Source organism: Glutamicibacter soli, assembly GCF_052322135.1.
Taxonomy (GTDB): Bacteria; Actinomycetota; Actinomycetes; order Actinomycetales; family Micrococcaceae; genus Glutamicibacter; species Glutamicibacter soli.
Genome location: NZ_CM125969.1, coordinates 143,090 through 161,464, shown reverse-complemented (window position 1 = coordinate 161,464; position 18,375 = coordinate 143,090). Strand labels below are relative to the sequence as shown.

Annotated in this window: 23 protein-coding genes; 13 read left to right on the top strand and 10 right to left on the bottom strand. The window is 65.0% G+C overall.

What is annotated here, in order from left to right:
- Positions 1 to 9: 9 nt before the first annotated feature.
- Positions 10 to 462, top strand: coding sequence for a hypothetical protein (locus ACTX90_RS00805; protein WP_204676262.1), 453 nt, complete (start codon positions 10 to 12; stop codon positions 460 to 462).
- Here ACTX90_RS00805 and ACTX90_RS00800 read toward each other — a convergent pair.
- Both ACTX90_RS00800 and ACTX90_RS00795 read right to left on the bottom strand, forming a co-directional pair.
- A complete protein-coding gene (locus tag ACTX90_RS00800) occupies positions 459 to 641 on the bottom strand; it encodes a hypothetical protein (RefSeq protein WP_188949756.1) in 183 nt (60 codons plus the stop codon). The two genes, ACTX90_RS00805 and ACTX90_RS00800, sit on opposite strands and share 4 nt — an antisense overlap.
- Positions 642 to 647: 6 nt before the next feature.
- Positions 648 to 848 carry a hypothetical protein gene (locus ACTX90_RS00795; protein ID WP_443442699.1) on the bottom strand — a complete coding sequence of 67 codons (201 nt, stop codon included), beginning with the start codon at positions 846 to 848 and terminating at the stop codon, positions 648 to 650.
- Between the two features lie 256 nt (positions 849 to 1,104).
- Here ACTX90_RS00795 and ACTX90_RS00790 point away from each other — a divergent pair, with 256 nt between their 5' ends.
- From ACTX90_RS00790 to ACTX90_RS00760, 7 genes are all read left to right on the top strand, one after another.
- Entirely contained in the window at positions 1,105 to 2,502 is a 1,398-nt protein-coding gene (locus tag ACTX90_RS00790; RefSeq protein WP_443442697.1) for an MBL fold metallo-hydrolase, read from the top strand.
- A 32-nt stretch (positions 2,503 to 2,534) separates the two neighbouring features.
- Positions 2,535 to 3,140, top strand: coding sequence for a rhodanese-like domain-containing protein (locus tag ACTX90_RS00785; protein ID WP_188949762.1), 606 nt, complete (start codon positions 2,535 to 2,537; stop codon positions 3,138 to 3,140).
- A 10-nt stretch (positions 3,141 to 3,150) separates the two neighbouring features.
- Complete coding sequence (locus ACTX90_RS00780) at positions 3,151 to 4,038, top strand: sulfite exporter TauE/SafE family protein (protein ID WP_443442696.1); 888 nt, start codon at positions 3,151 to 3,153, stop codon at positions 4,036 to 4,038.
- Positions 4,039 to 4,062: 24 nt separating this feature from the next.
- Positions 4,063 to 4,434, top strand: a complete 372-nt coding sequence (gene trxA, locus ACTX90_RS00775; protein ID WP_443442695.1) for a thioredoxin — start codon at positions 4,063 to 4,065, stop codon at positions 4,432 to 4,434.
- A gap of 43 nt (positions 4,435 to 4,477) precedes the next feature.
- On the top strand, positions 4,478 to 4,756 hold the full coding sequence (locus ACTX90_RS00770; protein ID WP_047117752.1) for a metal-sensitive transcriptional regulator: 279 nt from the start codon (positions 4,478 to 4,480) through the stop codon (positions 4,754 to 4,756).
- A 33-nt stretch (positions 4,757 to 4,789) separates the two neighbouring features.
- Positions 4,790 to 4,951, top strand: coding sequence for a DUF8730 family Cys-rich protein (locus ACTX90_RS00765; protein ID WP_188949768.1), 162 nt, complete (start codon positions 4,790 to 4,792; stop codon positions 4,949 to 4,951).
- A gap of 238 nt (positions 4,952 to 5,189) precedes the next feature.
- Complete coding sequence (locus tag ACTX90_RS00760) at positions 5,190 to 6,173, top strand: diaminopimelate dehydrogenase (protein WP_443442694.1); 984 nt, start codon at positions 5,190 to 5,192, stop codon at positions 6,171 to 6,173.
- Between the two features lie 70 nt (positions 6,174 to 6,243).
- Here ACTX90_RS00760 and ACTX90_RS00755 read toward each other — a convergent pair whose 3' ends face one another.
- The 8 genes from ACTX90_RS00755 to ACTX90_RS00720 form a co-directional block, all read right to left on the bottom strand.
- Positions 6,244 to 6,576 (bottom strand): DsrE family protein, encoded by a 333-nt coding sequence (locus ACTX90_RS00755; RefSeq protein ID WP_443442693.1) that lies wholly within the window; start codon positions 6,574 to 6,576, stop codon positions 6,244 to 6,246.
- Positions 6,573 to 7,010, bottom strand: a complete 438-nt coding sequence (locus ACTX90_RS00750) for an acyl-CoA thioesterase (RefSeq protein ID WP_188949773.1) — start codon at positions 7,008 to 7,010, stop codon at positions 6,573 to 6,575. Before ACTX90_RS00750 ends, ACTX90_RS00755 begins: the two co-directional genes overlap by 4 nt.
- Positions 7,011 to 7,048: 38 nt before the next feature.
- On the bottom strand, positions 7,049 to 7,507 hold the full coding sequence (locus tag ACTX90_RS00745) for a pyrimidine dimer DNA glycosylase/endonuclease V (protein WP_443442692.1): 459 nt from the start codon (positions 7,505 to 7,507) through the stop codon (positions 7,049 to 7,051).
- A gap of 63 nt (positions 7,508 to 7,570) precedes the next feature.
- Positions 7,571 to 8,767 (bottom strand): epoxide hydrolase family protein, encoded by a 1,197-nt coding sequence (locus ACTX90_RS00740; protein WP_443442691.1) that lies wholly within the window; start codon positions 8,765 to 8,767, stop codon positions 7,571 to 7,573.
- A 294-nt stretch (positions 8,768 to 9,061) separates the two neighbouring features.
- Positions 9,062 to 9,475: a DUF779 domain-containing protein gene (locus ACTX90_RS00735; protein WP_443442690.1), complete on the bottom strand. Its 414-nt coding sequence runs from the start codon at positions 9,473 to 9,475 to the stop codon at positions 9,062 to 9,064.
- 153 nt (positions 9,476 to 9,628) lie between these two features.
- A complete protein-coding gene (gene adhP, locus ACTX90_RS00730; RefSeq protein WP_047117683.1) occupies positions 9,629 to 10,654 on the bottom strand; it encodes an alcohol dehydrogenase AdhP in 1,026 nt (341 codons plus the stop codon).
- A gap of 155 nt (positions 10,655 to 10,809) precedes the next feature.
- Positions 10,810 to 12,333: an acetaldehyde dehydrogenase ExaC gene (gene exaC, locus ACTX90_RS00725; protein WP_443442689.1), complete on the bottom strand. Its 1,524-nt coding sequence runs from the start codon at positions 12,331 to 12,333 to the stop codon at positions 10,810 to 10,812.
- A gap of 235 nt (positions 12,334 to 12,568) precedes the next feature.
- The gene (locus ACTX90_RS00720; protein ID WP_443442688.1) at positions 12,569 to 13,792 is read right to left on the bottom strand and encodes a sigma-54-dependent transcriptional regulator family protein; all 1,224 of its coding nucleotides are present in this window, start codon (positions 13,790 to 13,792) and stop codon (positions 12,569 to 12,571) included.
- A gap of 298 nt (positions 13,793 to 14,090) precedes the next feature.
- On the opposite strand from ACTX90_RS00720, the gene ACTX90_RS00715 reads away from it, so the two are divergent.
- From ACTX90_RS00715 to ACTX90_RS00695, 5 genes are all read left to right on the top strand, one after another.
- Complete coding sequence (locus ACTX90_RS00715; protein WP_113608014.1) at positions 14,091 to 14,429, top strand: ArsR/SmtB family transcription factor; 339 nt, start codon at positions 14,091 to 14,093, stop codon at positions 14,427 to 14,429.
- A 10-nt stretch (positions 14,430 to 14,439) separates the two neighbouring features.
- The gene (locus ACTX90_RS00710) at positions 14,440 to 15,411 is read left to right on the top strand and encodes an SRPBCC family protein (RefSeq protein ID WP_443442687.1); all 972 of its coding nucleotides are present in this window, start codon (positions 14,440 to 14,442) and stop codon (positions 15,409 to 15,411) included.
- Between the two features lie 56 nt (positions 15,412 to 15,467).
- Positions 15,468 to 16,169: a class I SAM-dependent methyltransferase gene (locus tag ACTX90_RS00705; RefSeq protein WP_047117678.1), complete on the top strand. Its 702-nt coding sequence runs from the start codon at positions 15,468 to 15,470 to the stop codon at positions 16,167 to 16,169.
- Positions 16,170 to 16,436: 267 nt separating this feature from the next.
- Entirely contained in the window at positions 16,437 to 18,041 is a 1,605-nt protein-coding gene (locus tag ACTX90_RS00700) for an ABC-F family ATP-binding cassette domain-containing protein (protein WP_443442686.1), read from the top strand.
- Positions 18,042 to 18,106: 65 nt separating this feature from the next.
- Complete coding sequence (locus ACTX90_RS00695) at positions 18,107 to 18,358, top strand: hypothetical protein (RefSeq protein WP_047117676.1); 252 nt, start codon at positions 18,107 to 18,109, stop codon at positions 18,356 to 18,358.
- Positions 18,359 to 18,375: the final 17 nt, after the last annotated feature.

Sequence of the window (18,375 nt, the reverse complement as noted above, 5' to 3'; positions counted from 1 at the left end):
ATCGACGCCATGGGCTTGTTCGCACGCAAGCAGTCCACTGCCCCCGGGACCGGGGACGACTGGGAACGCAGGCTGGATGGCTTGGAGCCTCTGCAAGTGCACCATGCAGAGTTCCGCGCCCGGGTGCTGGGTGTGGGACGGCGCGGCGCACGGCGGATTCCCGCGGTGGAACTGGCCGTCAGCGGGACCGCCGGGCACTTCCGCGCCGATGAGCTGGAGTCCTTCCTGGGCGGCAGGCTCGGGATCCTCGAAACCCTGCACAGTTCGCCGACCCCGCTGTTCATGGCCACTGGCGCCCACGCCGGGGCGGATTCCCCGGCGGGCGATGCGCTGGCGCACGCCGCGAGGGACGAGGCCGCAGTCCTGCAGCCCGCCGCCGAGGGCCTGCGCTGCCTGGTGTTGTTCAGCCCCGCGGACCAGCAGCGGATCACCCGCTGGCTCGCACTCTTCCCACGCCACTAGGCGCGGTCGGGCGCACCGGCATCGCTGGGCGCCGCAGAGCCTTCCTCGGTGGCGCCTCCCTCGTCGCTCCAATCATGCCCGGTGTCATCCGAGTGCTTCGGGTCAGAGACATGGTCCTTCGACGCGGCGTCCGCTTCCGGGGCCGGGTGCAATTTTTCGGGAATGTGCTTTTCTCCCATGATTTCCTACCTTTCGTTGCGCTGGCGTTCCGGGGCGGTTTCAGGCTCCGGCGGAATCGGCGGCGCGGTCGGGTCGAATGGCGGGTCGCTCGGACCGGTGGGGTCGATTACCGGGCCGTCCGGGGCCGTCGGGTCGCTGGGCGGCGCGATGGGACCGGTCGGGTCGGTGGGGTTGATGGGCGGGTCGGTGGGATGGCGGTTGAACATCGTGTCCTCTCCTTGATCTGCATGCCGGCGGCGCTTGCACCCGCCGGCTGAACGTCCCTTCACGCTACGCACCGTCCGGGGTGGACGGTCGCAATCCCCGGGATTCCAAGGCGATTGCCAGCATTGGCCGCCCGCCGGGCCCGGCGGGCGGCCGTCGCGGCATCCCGGTTCCGCGTATACCCCCACCCCTATTTTTGACATACCCCCGGGGGTATGGGTTACGGTAGATGCAGACACCCCAACGAAAGGACGCACCATGCTTTTGGAACGCTTCTACGACGAGGACCTGGCGCAGGCCAGCTACTTCATCGGCTGCCAGGCCAAGGGCGAGGCCATCGTGGTCGATGCCCGTCGCGACATCTCCGACTACCTGGCGCTGGCCGCCAAGCACGGCATGCGCATCGTCGCGGTGACCGAAACCCACATCCACGCCGACTACCTCTCCGGCACCCGCGAGCTGGCCGCCGCCACCGGCGCGGCCACCTACGTCTCGGGCGAAGGCGGAGCCGACTGGCAGTACGGCTTCGAGGCCGAGCGCCTGATGGACAAGGACACCATCAAGCTGGGCAACATCACCGTGACCGCCCGCCACACCCCGGGCCACACCCCGGAGCACCTTTCGTTCCTCATCACCGATGGCGCCTTCAGCGACCAGCCGGGCTACATGCTCTCCGGCGACTTCATCTTCGCCGGCGACCTGGGCCGCCCGGACCTGCTGGACGAGGCAGCCGGCGGCGTGGACACCCGCTTCGCCGGAGCCAAGGACCTGTTCACCTCGCTGAAGAACGTCTTCCTGGAACTGCCGGACCACATCCAGGTCTACCCGGGCCACGGTTCGGGCAGCGCCTGCGGCAAGGCACTGGGCGCCGTCCCTTCCACCACCGTGGGCTACGAGCGCAACTTCGCCTGGTGGGGCCGCTACCTGGCCGCCAACGACGAGGAAGGCTTCATCGCCGAGCTGCTCGACGGACAGCCCGATGCGCACGCCTACTTCGCCCGCATGAAGCGCCAGAACCGCGACGGTGCCAAGGTGCTGGGCACCCTGCCGCAGCTGGTCGAGTTCACCGCAGAGCAGATCATCGAGCAGACCGCGGCCCATGAGGCAGTCTTCGTCGACACCCGCGGACACGTGGCCGTCGCCGAAGGCACCGTCGCCGGCGCCCTGGCCATCCCGGCCATCGCCAAGATGGCGAACTTCGGCGCCTGGGCCTTCGACCCGGAAGCCGACGACCGCCAGCTGATCCTGTTCGCCGAGAACCTGGAAGCTGCGCAGGAAATGCGCGACCACCTGATGCGCGTGGGCATTGATGCAGTATCCGGCTACGCCACCACCCTCGAAGGCCTGCCGGCCTTCACCCCGCCGAGCGTCGACCCGGCCGAGCTGGAGAACTTCGAGCACGCGCTGCTGCTCGACGTCCGGGGCCGCGGCGAGTTCAACGCCGGAGCCATCCCGAACGCGAAGCACATCTCCGGCGGCCGCGCCCTGTGGACCCTGGACGAGCTGCCGACCGACGGCAAGATCGTCACCTACTGCCAGAGCGGCCTGCGCAACTCGATCGTTGCCAGCGCCCTGCGCGACGCCGGGTACGACGTGGTCGAACTGGCCGGCAGCTACGCCGGCTGGGATGCCGCCATGAACAAGACCAACGCCTAACCCCACCCCCTACGAAGGACACCCCCTCAAGTATGAGCACCCCCATTGATGTCATGGACGCACCGACCCTGAAGAAGCTGCTGGCTTCCGATGAATCCGGCGTAGCAGTCCTGGATGTGCGCACCCCCGCGGAGTTTGAATCCGTGCACATCCCGGGCTCCTACAACCTGCCGCTGGACCTGGTCGCTGAACACGCCCACGACGTGACCCGCAAGCTGGGCAAGCAGATCGTGCTGGTCTGCCAGTCCGGCACCCGCGCCTCCCAGGCGCAGCAGAAGCTGGTCGACATCCAGATCGACGCCGGCAGCGTGCTCGACGGCGGCATCGCCGCCTACGAGAAGTCCGGCGGCAACGTGGTGCGCGGCACCCAGCGCTGGGCCATGGACCGCCAGGTCCGCATGACCGCCGGCTCGCTGGTGCTGCTGGGCTTCATCGCCTCAAAGCTGATCCACCCGAAGCTCGGCTACCTGTCGGCGGCGATCGGAGCGGGCCTGACCTACTCGGCGGCCAGCAACTCCTGCGCCATGGCCAGCATGCTGTCCAAGATGCCGTGGAACCAGGTCAGCACCGCCGGCAAGGCCAACCCCCTGGCCCAGATCCCCAACGCCGGGCAGCTGCTGAACCCGAACAGCAAGTAGGAGACTCGACGTGGAACCATTATTGATTCTGGTCCTGGCACTGTCGGTCGTCGTCGGCCTGACCCTGGGTCTGCTGGGTGGCGGCGGTTCCATCCTGATGGTTCCACTGCTCACCTATGTTGCGGGCATGGATGCCAAGGAAGCGATCACCACCTCGCTGTTCGTGGTGGGCGTGACCTCGCTGGCCAGCCTGCTGCCGCATGCGCGGGCCCGCAATATCCGCTGGGTTCCCGGCCTGGTCTTTGCGGCCGCGAGCATGAGCGGCGCGTTCCTTGGCGGGCTGGCCAGCGCGGCCATTCCCGGAGCGGTGCTGATGGTGGCTTTCGCCGTCATCATGCTGGCCAGTGCAAGGAACATGATCCGCGGACGGAAGAAGGGCTCCGAGTCCGCGGCCAAGGGGCGGTCCCTGCTGATGTACATCCCCGTCGGCCTGGTGGTCGGCCTGGTCACCGGCCTGGTGGGAGCCGGCGGCGGATTCCTCATCGTCCCGGCCCTGGTGCTGCTGGCAGGCCTGCATATGAAGCACGCGGTAGGCACCTCCCTGCTGGTCATCTCGCTGAACTCGGCCTCCGGCATGCTGGGGCACCTGAACTCCACCTCCGTCAACTGGCCGCTGACCCTGTCCATTACGGCAGCGGCGATCATCGGCTCGCTGATCGGAGCGCGACTGACCGCCATGGTGCCGGCGAAGAAGCTGCGCCGAGGATTCGGCTACTTCGTCCTGGTCATGGGCGTCTTCGTCCTGTCCCAGGAGCTGCCGCATCCGGCAGGACTCATCCTCGCCATTGCCGCCGCAGTCGCCGCGCTTGTCTGGGTGCTCTGCACCAAGATCCCTGCGCTGGCCACGATCTGCCCCTGGCGCAAGGCCCCTGCTCCGCTGGCACCGGCTGCGGACTAGCTCACATCTACCCAAGGAGTACCCATGAAACCGCTAGAATTGACCGAGACGAACTTCGCTGAAACCGTCAAGTCCTCCCCCATGCTGCTGGTCGACTTCTGGGCAGCCTGGTGCGGCCCGTGCCGAAACTTCGCGCCCGTCTTCGACACCGCTGCCGGCCTGCACGAGGACGTGACCTTCGGCAAGGTCAACACCGAGACGCAGCAGAGCTTGGCGGCCGCCGCCCAGATCACCTCCATCCCGACGCTGATGGCGTTCAAGGACGGCGTGCTGGTTTACTCCCAGCCCGGCGCACTGGACTCCCGCGGCTTGGAAGAGCTGATCACCTCGCTGAAGAATTTGGACATGGAAGCCGTGCACGCCGAAATGGCCGACGCACAGAAGTCCCAGTCTTAATCCCGGGGTCCGCCCCACGGTCTTTTTCGAAATGGAGCACATCATGCGCAACGCAGACGACGCCACACGCAAGCGAATCCTGAACCGCTTGAAGCGGGCCCGTGGCCAGCTTGACGCTGTCATCAACTCGGTTGAGAACGACGGCAAATGCCGCGATGTGGTTACCCAGCTGTCTGCCGTGTCCACCGCGCTGGACCGCGCAGGATTCGCCATCGTCTCCTCGGCCATGCAGCACTGCCTGGTTGATCCGGAGAAGACCGCCGAAGCAGAAGACGGCTTGACCGTCGAAGAGCTGGAAAAGCTCTTCCTTTCACTTTCCTAAAATTACGGCTAACAAGCCAGAAGGAGGCATCCTATGTGCCGACAGGTTTCATGCAAGACATGCGGCAAGACCACCTGGGCCGGCTGCGGCCAGCACGTTGACTCGGTCATGCGCGGAGTTCCCGCCAGGGACCGCTGCCAGGGCCACGAAGCCGAGCCGAAGACCGGCTTCTTCAGCCGCCTCTTCGGCCGCTAGCCCCTGCAATCGGCCCCCGTGCGGACATCCAGCAAAGATGTCGGCGCGGGGCCGATTCCATTTAAGCGGTCCCGGGTCCGCCGAATCCTTGACACAGTCGCCGCGCAGTTACCCTGCGTCTGCGTTCTTTGGAATAATCCGAAGTACTGACCACGTGCGGGCTGCAGGTCGGTTGCCCCGCAGGCGCGCGGGGCGCCACCGCAGATCCCCGGATGCAACCCAAAGGAAAACAAGCTCCATGACTTCAAAAATTCGTATTGGCATTGCCGGCTACGGCAACCTCGGCCGTGGCGTGCAGGCGGCGATTGCCAAGAACCCTGACATGGAGCTGGTCGGCGTCTATACCCGCCGCGATCCGCAGGAACTGCAGCTTGCCAGCCCGGCTCCGCGCTTTGCCATCACCGAGCTGGAGCAGCACACCGGGGATATCGACGTACTGATCCTGTGCGGCGGATCCAAGTCCGACCTGCCGGAGCAGGGCCCGAAGTACGCCGCGTTGTACAACACCGTGGACAGTTTCGACACCCACGCACGCATCCCGGAATACTTCGAGACCGTGGATGCCCCGGCGAAGGCCGCCGGCAAGACCGCGCTGATCTCCGCCGGATGGGACCCGGGGATGTTCTCGATCAACCGGGTCTATGGAGAAGCGCTGCTGCCCGACGGCGAAACGTACACCTTCTGGGGCCGCGGCCTGAGCCAGGGGCACTCGGACGCGGTGCGCCGCGTGCCGGGCGTCGCCGCCGGCGTGCAGTACACGATTCCCAGCCAGGAGGCGATCGACAAGGTCCGCGCCGGCCTGCGCCCCACGCTGGACACCCGCGACAAGCACCAGCGCGAATGCTTCGTAGTGCTCGAGGACGGTGCGGACGCCGATGCCGTGCGCGAAGCCATCGTCACCATGGAGCACTACTTCGACCAGTACGACACCACGGTGAACTTCATCGACTCCCAGACCCTGGCCCGCGAGCACGCCGACATGCCGCACGGCGGCTTCGTGATCCGCTCCGGCAACACCAGCGACGAACAGAAGCAGGTCATCGAGTACTCGTTGGCGCTGGGCTCCAACCCGGAGTTCACCTCCAGCGTGCTCGTAGCCTACGCCCGCGCCGTGCACCGCATGAACCAGGCAGGCGTCACCGGAGCGCAGACCGTCTTCGACGTCGCCCCCGGGCTGCTCTCGCCCAAGTCGGCCGCGCAGCTGCGCGCCGAAATGCTCTAGAACTGCGCCAAAGGATCACGCCATGCCGGTTTCCGGCATGGCGTGATCTGCTTCCACCGCAGACCGCGGCTCAGATCCGAATGTAGGCGGCGCCGTCCAGCTGGCCGGCGGCCAGGGCAACTACCGCCGACGGCACCGTACCCAAGCCCTCCTGCAGGTCTTCGGCCGTGATGCCGTTGCGGCTCATACCCAGTTCGCAGGCGAAAACCTGTGCGCGACTGGCTGGATCAATGGGCTCGGCATCCATGCGCACCCCGGCCAACGCCTTGCCGTTCACAATCACGCTGATCCGGGCACCGGGCAGGGATTCGCCCAGCGTTGCGAGCGCCGCCACGGCCCGGGCGATGTCCTCCGGCGCCTGCGTGGCGTGCAGAAGCACGTGCCGTTCGACGGGGCCGCTCATCGGGCGGCCTCCTTCGTTTGGAAAAGCCGCTCGCTGAGCCAGCTGCGCTCGTTTTCGTTAAGCGCCCGCGGGGTGAGCTTGTCCTCGGCGAGCGCCACCATGACGTTGCTGCCGTCGAACACGGGGGTTCCGTCCTGGGACCCGATATGCCGCACCACGAAGGACTTGGTGCCGATGCGCTGGACGCCGACCCGCACCATGACGCTGGAGGTGTAATAGACCGGTCGCAAGTAGTCCAGATTCATCGAGGCGACCACCAGTCCGTGGGGAAAGAGGTCCGACTGGCCGTGGCGTCCGGACCAGCGGATCCTGGCTTCTTCCACAAGCGTTACCACGCGCGCGTTGTTCACATGCCCCAGGCTGTCCTGGTCGCTCCACCGCAGGTGGATTTCTACTTCTTCCCCGCCCTCGGGGAGGTTCTCACTTCGACTCATGTGGCTCATTGCAACAAACATTCACTTTCTATGCATCTTCAATGACGTACTGCCGCGTCCTTCTCCCAGGCTTCAATGGGCCCCGGGACCGCGGTGAATAAGGGATGCAGGGGAATCTGCCCGGTGTCCAACGAGTTCAAGTAAGTCGCGCGCGACGGGTCGCGCTGCTGCAGCTTGCGCAGCAGATGCTCCACCTCGAATCCGATCTGCCCGGTGCTCACCTGCACCGAGCCTGCATGCTCGGGCAGTGCAGGGTGCAGGATTTTTGCCGCGTCGAAGTTGTAGCCGCGCGTCAGGGCCTCCACGAGCAGGCCTTGGAGGTAGCCGCCGACGGTCTCCAGCGGATCGGATTGCCTGCGCAGCCGGATCAGCTGCGGATGATTTGCATACCCTTGGGTCTGGCCTGCGAGCACTCTCTGGGCCAGCAGGCTTTCGCGCCAGCAGGCCACCAGGCCCTTGGAATCCAACAGAGACGGGTGAAGTGACCACAGGCGCATGCTTCAAGTGTAGTGTCGGCGCCCCGCGCCGCCGTCTGGCCGATTCAACCGCATTTTCGTCGCTCAACTTCTCTTCGATTGCTCGAAGGCCACCAGGCTCAGGTTGGCAACCGCCTGGGCGAAGGCCCTCAGGTCGCTGGCGAAGATTTCGGGCTGTTCCATCGCGCCGAAGTGTCCGCCGGCTGCATGTTCGGTCCAGTGCACCAGCGGGAACCGCCGCTCAAACCACGCTCGGGGCGATTTGAGGATTTCCTGGGGGAAAATGCCCGCCCCGGTGGGGATCTCGACCTTGCCGGCCGCCCCGGTCCCGTTCCGCAGCGCGAGATACTGTTCCCGGTAGAAATGCATGGCCGAGGAAATCGTGTCAGTGAACCAGTACACGGACAGGTTAGCCAGGGACTTCTCCCAGCTCACCGCATGGCGCACGTCCCTGATGCCGTCGCGTTCGCAGTCGGTCCACTGGTAAAACTTGTCCAGGACCCAGGCGCACCATCCCGCCGGTGAATCGTTCAATGCGAAACCCAGCGTTTCCGGGCGGGTTTTCTGGATCTCGAAGTAGCCGCGGCCATCCAGCGCGTTGAATTCGTTGCCCTTGAGCCACTTCCGTTCGTGGTCCTGCACCAGGGCCATGGCATCCTGCACATCGCCCGGCGGGATTGGGTGCGTCAATGTCACATGCAGTCCCAGCACCCGCTGGGGATAGAGCGATGCGATGTGCGTGGCCAGCAGCGTGCCCCAGTCGCCCCCGTGCACGACGAACTGCTCGTAGCCCAGCTCCCGCATCACCGCAGCCATCCGATGCGCGATACGGACCGGGGTCATCCCCGGTTCTCCGATCCCGGGAGAAGCCCCGAAGCCCTGCAACGACGGTGCCACCACGTGGAATGATTCCAGTTCCGCCGATTCCGGGGCGGACAGCTTCGGAATGACCTCGAGGAACTCGACGATTAAGCCAGGCCAGCCGTGGAGCAACAGCACCGGGACGGCGTCCTCCTGCGCCGAGCGGGAGTGCAGGTGGTGGATTGGCAGCCCGTCGATGGACGTCAGGTAGTTGGGGATCGCGTTGATCCTGCGTTCGGCGTCCTCGAAGTCGAAGCCGTCGCGCCAGTAATCCACCACGTCGCGCAGGTAGTCCTGGTCAACACCGAAGTCCCAGTTGTGCGCGGCGAAGCGCTGCGGCCAGCGCGTCAGCGCGATGCGGGTTCGCAGTTCTTCCACTGCGGCTGCATCGAAGCGGAATTGATAGGGAATGCTCGGCATTCGGTGCACCTCTCGTGGACGGGCGGGGCGCAACCCGTGGGGCTGCGTCGTGCCAGCCTAGCCGCTGCCGCCGTTGTGGAGAGCTGGAATACCGGCTATCACGCTTCAAGCCGGCGCCGGCTTGACGCAGACGCTCGGGCGGGAGCCGGGCATCCCGATACCTGACGATGGGTCCGGCGCAACTTCTTGATGCAGTTGATGGCCAGCATACCGCGGGCGCAGACCCGCCGCTCATTGCCCTCGCTGGCTCCCCAAAAAGAGGGAGAATCCGGCCAGGGCTTTTACGTCAGAAGATCAGCTTTGGGGGAATTCGATGATCTCGCTGCGGATCAGAAATCGCTTGCCTTCGGGGGCCTCGACGGAGAAACCCGAACCGCGGCCGACCACCACGTCGACGGTGAGCTTGGTGTGTTTCCAGTATTCGAATTGCTCCTTGGACATCCAGAAATCGATATCGCCCAGGGCGCCGCCGGAGCCGTCGTCAAGGCAGAGCACTCCGAGCAGGACGTCGGATCCTCCGGTGCGGAATTCGCCGGCCGGATAGCACATCGGCGAGGAGCCGTCGCAGCAACCGCCGGACTGGTGGAACATCAGCGGGCCGTGGATGCCCCACAGCTTGCGCAGCAGTTGAAGGGACTCATCGGTGAAGGCGACGCGGGAAAATTCCTCACCGGCAATCGCCGCACGGGTTTCGGTAATCGTGCTCATGACTCGCTCCTCTGGTCTTCGGGATCACTGGCCTTGGCTTTAAGCTCAGTGTCCTCCAAACGTCTCCGGGAGTCCATGCCCCTGTGGCCCGGCAGACGATGTCATGCCGGGCCACAGGGATTTGGGGGGAGGTTGGGGTTGGGGGTTGGATGGTTACTTGGTGTAGTCGATCACGACACGGCCATCGATCTTCGCATGGCGCATTTCGTCAAAGACCGCGTTGATGTCTTCCAGCGGGCGGGTGTGGAAAGTCGGCTTGATCTTTCCTGCCGCATAGAAGTCCAGCGCTTCGATCATGTCCTGGCGGGTGCCGACGATCGAACCGCGGATCGTCAGTCCCTTGAGGACGATGTCGAAAATCGGGGCCGGGAAGTCGCCGGCCGGCAGGCCGTTGAAGACGATGGTTCCGCCGCGGCGGGTCATGCCGATGGCCTGGCCGAAAGCCGCCGGGTGGACCGCGGTTACGAGCACGCCGTGGGTTCCGCCGATCTTTTCCTGGATCACGGTGGCGGGATCCTGCGCAAAGGCATTCACCGTGAGTTCAGCTCCGTGCTTGGTTGCAAGGGCCAGCTTGTCATCGGCCACGTCGATGGCGACAACTCGCATGCCCATGGCTACCGCGTATTGCACTGCGATGTGGCCCAGGCCGCCGATGCCGGAGATCGCAACCCATTGGCCGGGGCGCACGCCGGTCATCTTCAGGCCCTTGTAGACGGTCACGCCGGCGCAGAGCACCGGGGCGATCTCATGCGGGTCCGAGCCTTCGGGGATGTGCGCGGCGAACTTCGCGTCCACCAGCATGTACTGCCCGAAGGAGCCGTCCATCGAATAGCCGCCGTTGGACTGGGATTCGCACAAGGTCTCCCAGCCCGTGCGGCAGAATTCGCAGCTGCCGCACGCGCTGGCCAGCCAGGCGTTGCCGACGAGGTCGCCTTCCTTGACCTCGGTGACTCCTTCGCCGACCTTGACGACGGTGCCGACACCCTCATGGCCCGGGATCAGCGGAAGCTTGGGCTTGACCGGCCAGTCGCCTTCGGCGGCGTGCAGGTCGGTGTGGCACACGCCCGAGGCGATGAGCTTGACCAGGGCCTGGCCCGGGCCCGGCTCGGGGATCGAGGTGTCGGCTACTTTGAGTTCTTCGCCGAAACCTTCAACGATGGCAGCTTTCATGGTGCTCATGGGGAAAGTCCTTTGCAGTGTTTTTCGAAGACCGGGGCCGGTCCTGGAGCTGGTGCTCCGGAACCGCCCCGAGCCTTCGGGGTCTGTGAAACTGTCGGTCGTGCGTGGGGATGGTGACAGAGGATGGGGGATGGGCTGCGTTGGGGTATCGCAGTTTAGAAGAAGCCGAGCTTGTCTTCCGAGTAGGAGACGAGCAGGTTCTTGGTCTGCTGGTAGTGATCCAGCATCATCAGGTGGTTTTCGCGGCCGATGCCCGAGGACTTGTAGCCGCCGAAAGCCGAGTGCGCCGGGTAGGCGTGGTATTGGTTGACCCAGACACGTCCGGCCTGGATGTCGCGGCCTGCGCGGTAGGCGGTGTTGCCGTTGCGGCTCCACACGCCCGAGCCCAGCCCGTAGAGGGTGTCGTTGGCAATGGCCATCGCATCGTCGTAGTCCTTGAACTTCGCCACCGAGACCACCGGGCCGAAGATCTCCTCTTGGAAGATGCGCATGTTGTTGGTGCCTTCGAAGATGGTCGGCTGCACGTAGTAGCCGCCGGACAGGTCGCCGCCCAGGTCCGCGCGCCCGCCACCGGTGAGCAGCTTGGCTCCCTCGGCCTTGCCGATGTCCATGTAGGACAGGATCTTTTCCAGCTGGTCGTTGGATGCCTGGGCACCCATCATGGTGTCGGTGTCCAGCGGGTTGCCCTGCTTGATGGCCTTGGTGCGGGCCACGACCTTTTCCATGAATTCGCCGTAGATGCTTTCCTGGACCAGCGCGCGCGACGGGCAGGTGCAGACCTCGCCCTGGTTCAGCGCGAACATCGTGAAGCCCTCCTGGGCCTTGTCGTAGAAGGCGTCGTCCTTGGCCGCCACGTCCTCGAAGAACACGTTCGGCGACTTGCCGCCGAGCTCCAGGGTGACCGGGATGAGGTTTTCCGAAGCGTACTGCATGATCAGGCGGCCGGTGGTGGTCTCGCCGGTGAATGCGATCTTGCGGATGCGCTTGTTCGAGGCGAGCGGCTTGCCGCACTCGACGCCGAAGCCGTTGATGACGTTCAGCACGCCGGCCGGGATCAGGTCGCCGATCAGTTCCATCAGCACCAGGATCGATACCGGGGTTTGCTCGGCAGGCTTCAGGACGATCGCGTTGCCGGCGGCCAGCGCCGGGGCGAGCTTCCAGACGGCCATCAGCAGCGGGAAGTTCCACGGGATGATCTGTCCGACAACACCCAGCGGCTCGTGGAAGTGGTAGGCGGTGGTGTTGTCATCGAGCTGCGAGAGGCTGCCTTCCTGGGCGCGGATGGCGCCTGCGAAGTAGCGGAAGTGGTCCACTGCCAGCGGCAAGTCGGCGTTGAGGCATTCGCGGATGGCCTTGCCGTTGTCCCAGGTTTCCGCGACGGACAGCATTTCAAGGTTTTCCTCGATGCGGTCTGCGATGCGGTTCAGGACCAGGGCACGGTCCGCCGGGCTGGTCTTGCCCCAGGCCGGTGCCGCCGCGTGCGCCGCATCCAGTGCGATTTCAACGTCTTCGGCGGTGGATCGTGCGACCTCGCAGAAGGACTTGCCGGTAACCGGGGTGATGTTTTCGAAGTACATCCCCTTGGCCGGAGCAACCCACTGGCCGCCGATGTAGTTCTCATACCGCGACTTGAAGTTGACCAATGCTCCATCGGTGTTCGGGTTTGCGTAGATGCTCATGGCTGCGTGACTCCTTCGTCTCTTCGCTTCGTGCCGGTGGCTGGATGCCTCGCCGTCTTGGTATGTGACTCTAGTCACTTAAACGTTGCGAGAAGGTTGCACAACGTTGCAACGCTGCGCAGCGGTGTCAGGAAGTGCACCGGCTCCACGACATGACCCGACCCGCACTCCCCGCGGCAAGCGCCGTGGCATCGGGCCGTGTCGCGAAAAAAACGCGAACGAACTCCGGGATCGACTACCCGTCCAGCGCTTCAATCTCGGCGACAACCAGTGAACGCGCCGGCGAATCCAGCGGCAATTCACGCAGGGCGGCCAGCAGCAGTTGAGAATCCGCGCTCTGCCTTCCAAGCCGCAGCAACTGCTGTGCGGTGCCGCGATCCAGCACCATTTCCCGCAGGGCAATCTGCGCGCGGTAGCGAAGCGCAACGATGCCAGGGGCCTGCGAGCGCACGAGGATCTCGGCGGGATACAGCTGCAGCGCCCGTTCCAGATCGCCCTCCTCCATGGCCTGCCAGAGCATGGTCAGCGTGGTTTGCAGTTCCCATTCCAGGCGGTAGGGGCGTGCGGCGATGCGGCGGTCAGGCGAATCAGCGAGCGCCTTGCGCAGTCGCACCAGCTCGGAGCGCAGGGTCCCTTCGGAAGCATTGTCGGGCTGTTCGAAAAGCTCTTCGACCAACTGGGCGCTGTTCAGCCCGCGGGGTTGGGCCGCAAGTATGGTCAGGATCTCCGCATGGCGAAGGGACAACGGCTTGCCGGAAAGCCGCGGGCCGTCACTGGCGCACAAATCGAGGAAATCCTCATCCACCCGCTCCTCAGCCAGTGACGGGAGAAGCAGCTGCCCCTCAGCCGCAGCCACCGCCGCCTGAAGCAGCGGCAGCGAATGCACGGCAATCGCATCAGCACCGCCGGTCAGATCAACCGCGCCGATGATGCGGCCGGTCCGCGGGTTGCGGATCGGCACCGCGGAACAGTTCAAGTGGTGCACGTGCTCATAGAGGTGCTCAGCGCCGGAAACCTGGACGCCGCTTCCCGTCGCAAGCGCCAGCCCTGGAGCCGACGTGCCCACCGAAGATTCGCCCCAGTTCGCGCCCGCGCTGAACCCGACATTTTCAGCGCCGTCCATGGCTCCGTGGTTGCCGGCAACCCACAGCAGCGTCCCCTGCGCGTCGGCAAGGGCCACCAGAAGATTAGCGTCGCTGGCGGCGGGAACCAGCAACTTTTCGAAAACAGGCCAAATGCGCTGCAGTTCGCTGCGCTCCCGCGCCAGACGAAGGCTGTCGTCGCTGAGCATCGAGGGATAGCTGAATTGCGCAGGGTTCGAGAGGGATCGCCGCCACGACTCGCGAACGACGTTCCTCAATGGAAGCGCGTCAAGGTCAGCCAGATGCGACCCCAAGAGCTCGTGCGCTTTGCGCGCTTGGCTCGCCGCAGCCGACCAGTCCATGCCAGTTTCGCCCACCGTGACTCCAGATACCTGTAAAAATTCAGCGTAACGCAGGTCACTTTCCCATGCGTACCTTACACACTAGGGCATGCGGGTGGGGATTTGTAGTGATCATCCTGTTGATCCGGTCCACGGCCCCTGGACTCCGCGCACGAAACGGCGGCGTCGCCGCTGGTCGGACGCGATCCATAGGAGACTTAACACCTTGCATAATAGGTGATTTATCTCCCCTTTAAACACAATGCTGGCTCCGGAGAACTAATTTGATCCGCCCCCTTCCCTCTGGCGCGCAGCGGGAGTAATATACAACCAAATGGTTGTATATGAGTTGAGCGATGAACAGGTAAACAAGGTCTTCCGCGCCTTGGCAGACGCCACACGACGAGACATCGTGCGGCGGACGTTAAGCGCCGAGGTGCGCGTGAGCGACCTGGCCGCGGCCTACGACATGTCGTTTGCCGCGGTGCAGAAGCACGTGGCCGCCCTTGAAGCGGCGGGCCTGGTTACCAAGATCGCACGTGGCCGCGAACGCATCGTCCGCGGCCAGCCGGACACCATCCGACACGTCCAGGAACTGCTAACCGCCTACGAGGACATCTGGCGTCAGCGCATCAGCCGGCTCGATGACTTCCTCGCAGATGAAACCGACTAAGGATTTCGCCATGCCTGTCACCTCCGTACTCAAGGACCCGGAAACGCTGACACTGACCGTTCACGCCAATTTCCCGGCCCCCGTTTCCCGGCTCTGGGATGCCTATCTCGACCCCCGCCAGATCGAAAAGTTCTGGGGCCCGGTTGAATACCCTGCCACCTTCACGCGCCACGACGGCGCGGTCGGAGGCCGGAGCAACTACTACATGACCTCGCCTGAAGGCGAGCAGTTCCACGGATACTGGATCTGGAACGAGGTCGTCGAGCACAAGTTCTTCGAGGTCACCGACGGTTTCGCCCATTCCGACGGATCAGTGAACGAAGACCTTCCCGCCACCCGCACCGTCTTCAGCTTCGACCCCCACGAGGAGGGGTCCAAGCTGACCATCACCGCCAACTTCGACTCGGCCGAGGAGCTCGAGCAGGTGGTCGCCATGGGCATGATCGATGGCACGCGTTCGGCCATGAGCCAGATCGAGCAGGTGCTGATCGACCTGCGCAACTACGCGCAGACCTTCGCCACCGAAGCCCAGCTGCTTTCCGACACCCAGGTGCGCGTCAGCCGCCTCATCCGCGGCACCCAGGAGCAGGTCTGGTACGCACACCACGATCCGGAGCTCATGAAGCGCTGGCTGCTGGGCCCCGACGGCTGGCAGATGACCGAATGCATCCTGCCCAAGGAGGTGGGAGACAGCTACCGCTACTGGTGGGAGCCGAATTCCGGCGTCGAAGGCCAGGGGTTCGGATTCGCCGGCGTTTGTCTGTCCAGCACCCCGCGCAGCTTCGAATCCTTCACCGAGCAGATGATCGACACCGACTACCCGGCAACAGTCAATGAAACGACGTTCACCCCGGTGCAGTCAGGCACCCTGCTCAGCCTGGTCATCACCTACCCCGACGCCCAAACCCGCGACATGGTGCTGGCCACCGGAATGATCGAGGGAATGGAGGCCAGCTACGCACGCCTTGAATCACTGCTCTGAGCGATACGCCCCACAATCGCGATAAGGGCCGGGGCAAATGTGAAACACTTAGTGTCATGAGTACCCACAATGTGCGCGCAGGCCTGGACAAGCAGGCGAATCAGGTTCAGGAAATGTTCGACAATCTTGCTCCAAAGTACGATCTGCTCAATACCCTGATGACCGGCGGCATTGTGAACTACTGGCGCAAGATCACCACCGAGGCGATCGCCCCGAAGCCCGGAGAGCGCATCCTGGATCTGGCAGCCGGCACCGGTACCTCGTCCGTGCCGTTGGCCAAGGCCGGCGCGCGCGTGACCGCGTGCGACATGTCCCACGGCATGCTCGCCGAGGGCCGCAAGCGCTACCCCGAGCTGGAATTCGTCTACGGCGACGGCCACGATCTGCCATTCGAGGACAACACCTTCGATGCGGTGACCATCTCCTACGGCCTGCGCAACATTGACGACACCGAGAAGGCGCTGTCCGAGCTGCACCGCGTCACCAAGCCCGGCGGACGCATTGTGGTTGCCGAGTTCTCCACCCCGACCGTAACCCCGATCAAGGTCGCCTACCAGCAGTTCCTGCCGCGCGTGATTCCAGCCCTGGGCTACATGGTCTCGCCGAATCCTTCGGCGTACGCCTACCTGGCCGAGTCCATCGCCGCCTGGCCGGGCCAGGAAGAGCTGGGCCGCAAGTTCGTCAACGTGGGTTGGAAGAACGTCGAGTACCGCAACCTGACCGGCGGCATCGTCGCGGTGCACCGCGCGTGGAAGTAAGCTGAACAGCAAGTTGTGAATCGGGGCATGCCTGGCGGCACGCCCCGATTTTTTCTGCCCAGCCCCACGGCCGGGTGCGCCTGTTACACTCGAAACCATGGATCTCATCTGCGCATAGCCTCGAACAGTCTCGCGCCCCATTCAGCGGCGCACGTTCATTCACGGCTTCCGGTGCAGATTTCCGTTTCCCCGGTTCCCCAGCTGTTGCCACGAACCCTCCAACGACGTCTTTTCCCGGTTGCCTCCTCAGCCTTCACAGGAGCCACCATGGCCTTGACCCCACCCATCACCCTGACCTCCCTCAGCTTCTGTTGGCCAGACGGCGAGCAGGTGCTCTCCCAGCTTGACGGCACCTTCCCCGCCGGCGCCAGCGGCTTGATCGGTGCCAACGGCAGCGGAAAATCCACCCTGCTCAAGCTGATCGCCGGGCGCCTGGCCCCCAGCTCCGGACAGGTTTCGGCGGCTGGCGACGTCGCCTACCTGGCGCAGAACATCACCCTGCAATCGGACGCAACGCTTGCGGACCTGCTGGGCATCGCCCCTGCCTACCGCGCGCTGCAGGCCATCGAGGCGGGCAGCGTCGCCCCGGAGGATTTCGACGCCGTCGGCTCCGACTGGGACCTTGAAGCCAGGATCCAGGCCGAACTGACCCCGCTGGGCTTCGGCGGCCTGGACCTGTCGCGCCGGGTCGACGAGCTGTCCGGCGGCGAAACCATGCTGCTGGCGGTCCTCGGGCTGCGCCTGGCGCGCAAGCCCGTCACGCTGCTCGACGAGCCGACGAACAACCTCGATGGCCAGACCCGGCAGCTGCTGTACGGGCTGCTGCGCACCTGGCCCGGAACACTCGTCGTAGTGAGCCACGACCTGCAGCTGCTGGAGCAGATGCAGCACACCATCGAACTGCATCACGGACAGCTGCGCTTCTTCGGCGGCCCGTACAGCCTGTACCAGGAGCAGCTGGCGACCGAGCAGCAGGCGGCGCTGCAGGCGGCCAAAACCGCCAGCTCCGCGCTGAAGGTGGAAAAGCGGCAGCGCGCCGAAGCGGAGACCAAGCTGGCGCGCACCAAACGCAAGGGCCGCGCCGAACAGCTCGGCGGCAACATGCCGCGCATCCTGGCCAACTCCCTGAAGCAGAAGTCCGAGGCGAACGCCGGCAAGACCCGCGCCCAGTACGAGGCGAAAATCGACGCCGCGCAGCAGCACGTCGACCAGGCGCAGTCAAGGATCAGGGAGATCGAGCACATCAACCTCGAACTTCCCGATCCCGGGCTGCCGGCCGGGCGGCGGGTGCTTGAGCTGGACGACGGCACCAGCTGGCATCTGCTGCAGGGCCCCGAGCGCGTGGCGCTGACCGGCCCCAACGGCGCGGGCAAGAGCACGCTGCTGCGGCAGCTGCTCTCCGGAGCCGAGCCCTCCGACGGGATCAGCGGAACTCTGCATGTGGACCGGGTGGGCTACCTGCCCCAGCAGCTGGCGGGACTGGACGATACGCTCAGCGCCCTGGACAACGTCCAGCGCGCGGCTCCGGACGTCCCCTCCGGGACCATCCGCAATACGCTGGCCCGGCTGCTGCTGCGCGGCGCCAACGTCGACCGCCCGTTGGGAACCCTCTCCGGAGGCGAACGGCTGCGCGTCTACCTGGCCTGCCTGCTGGTAGCGGTTCCTGTGAATCAGCTGCTGATTCTGGACGAGCCCACGAACAATCTGGACATCGACAGCGTGCGCCAGCTGGCCGAAGCCCTGAATGCCTACCGCGGCGCCTTGCTGGTAGTCAGCCACGACCAGGACTTCCTCGCGCAGCTGGGACTGGACTACGCGCTCAGCCTTGATTCCGCGCGGAATCTGGCCAAGGTCGAGGTCTCAGGGGCGTGATTCATGCAGGAAGCCCGCGTAGACTTGAATAAAGCACAACGCCCAGGACCGAAAGCAGTTCAACCATGTCCTACCCGCAGCGCACCGTAGAAGTCGTCGACGCCGGCTTGGTCATCGACCAGTCCGCCACCTTGCTCTGGGAGGATATCCGACGAGCTTTCATCTACGACGCGGGGACGGAAGCCGAGGATCTGACCTGCGCCGAGTTCCACCTGGCCGAGGGCTACAGCGTGGAAATCAACAGCCAGATGCCCGGCTGGGCCCACGCCATCGAGCACCTGCCGGCACGCATCGACAACCTGGTCGACGAACGCTGAGCACCGCCGCGGCCCCG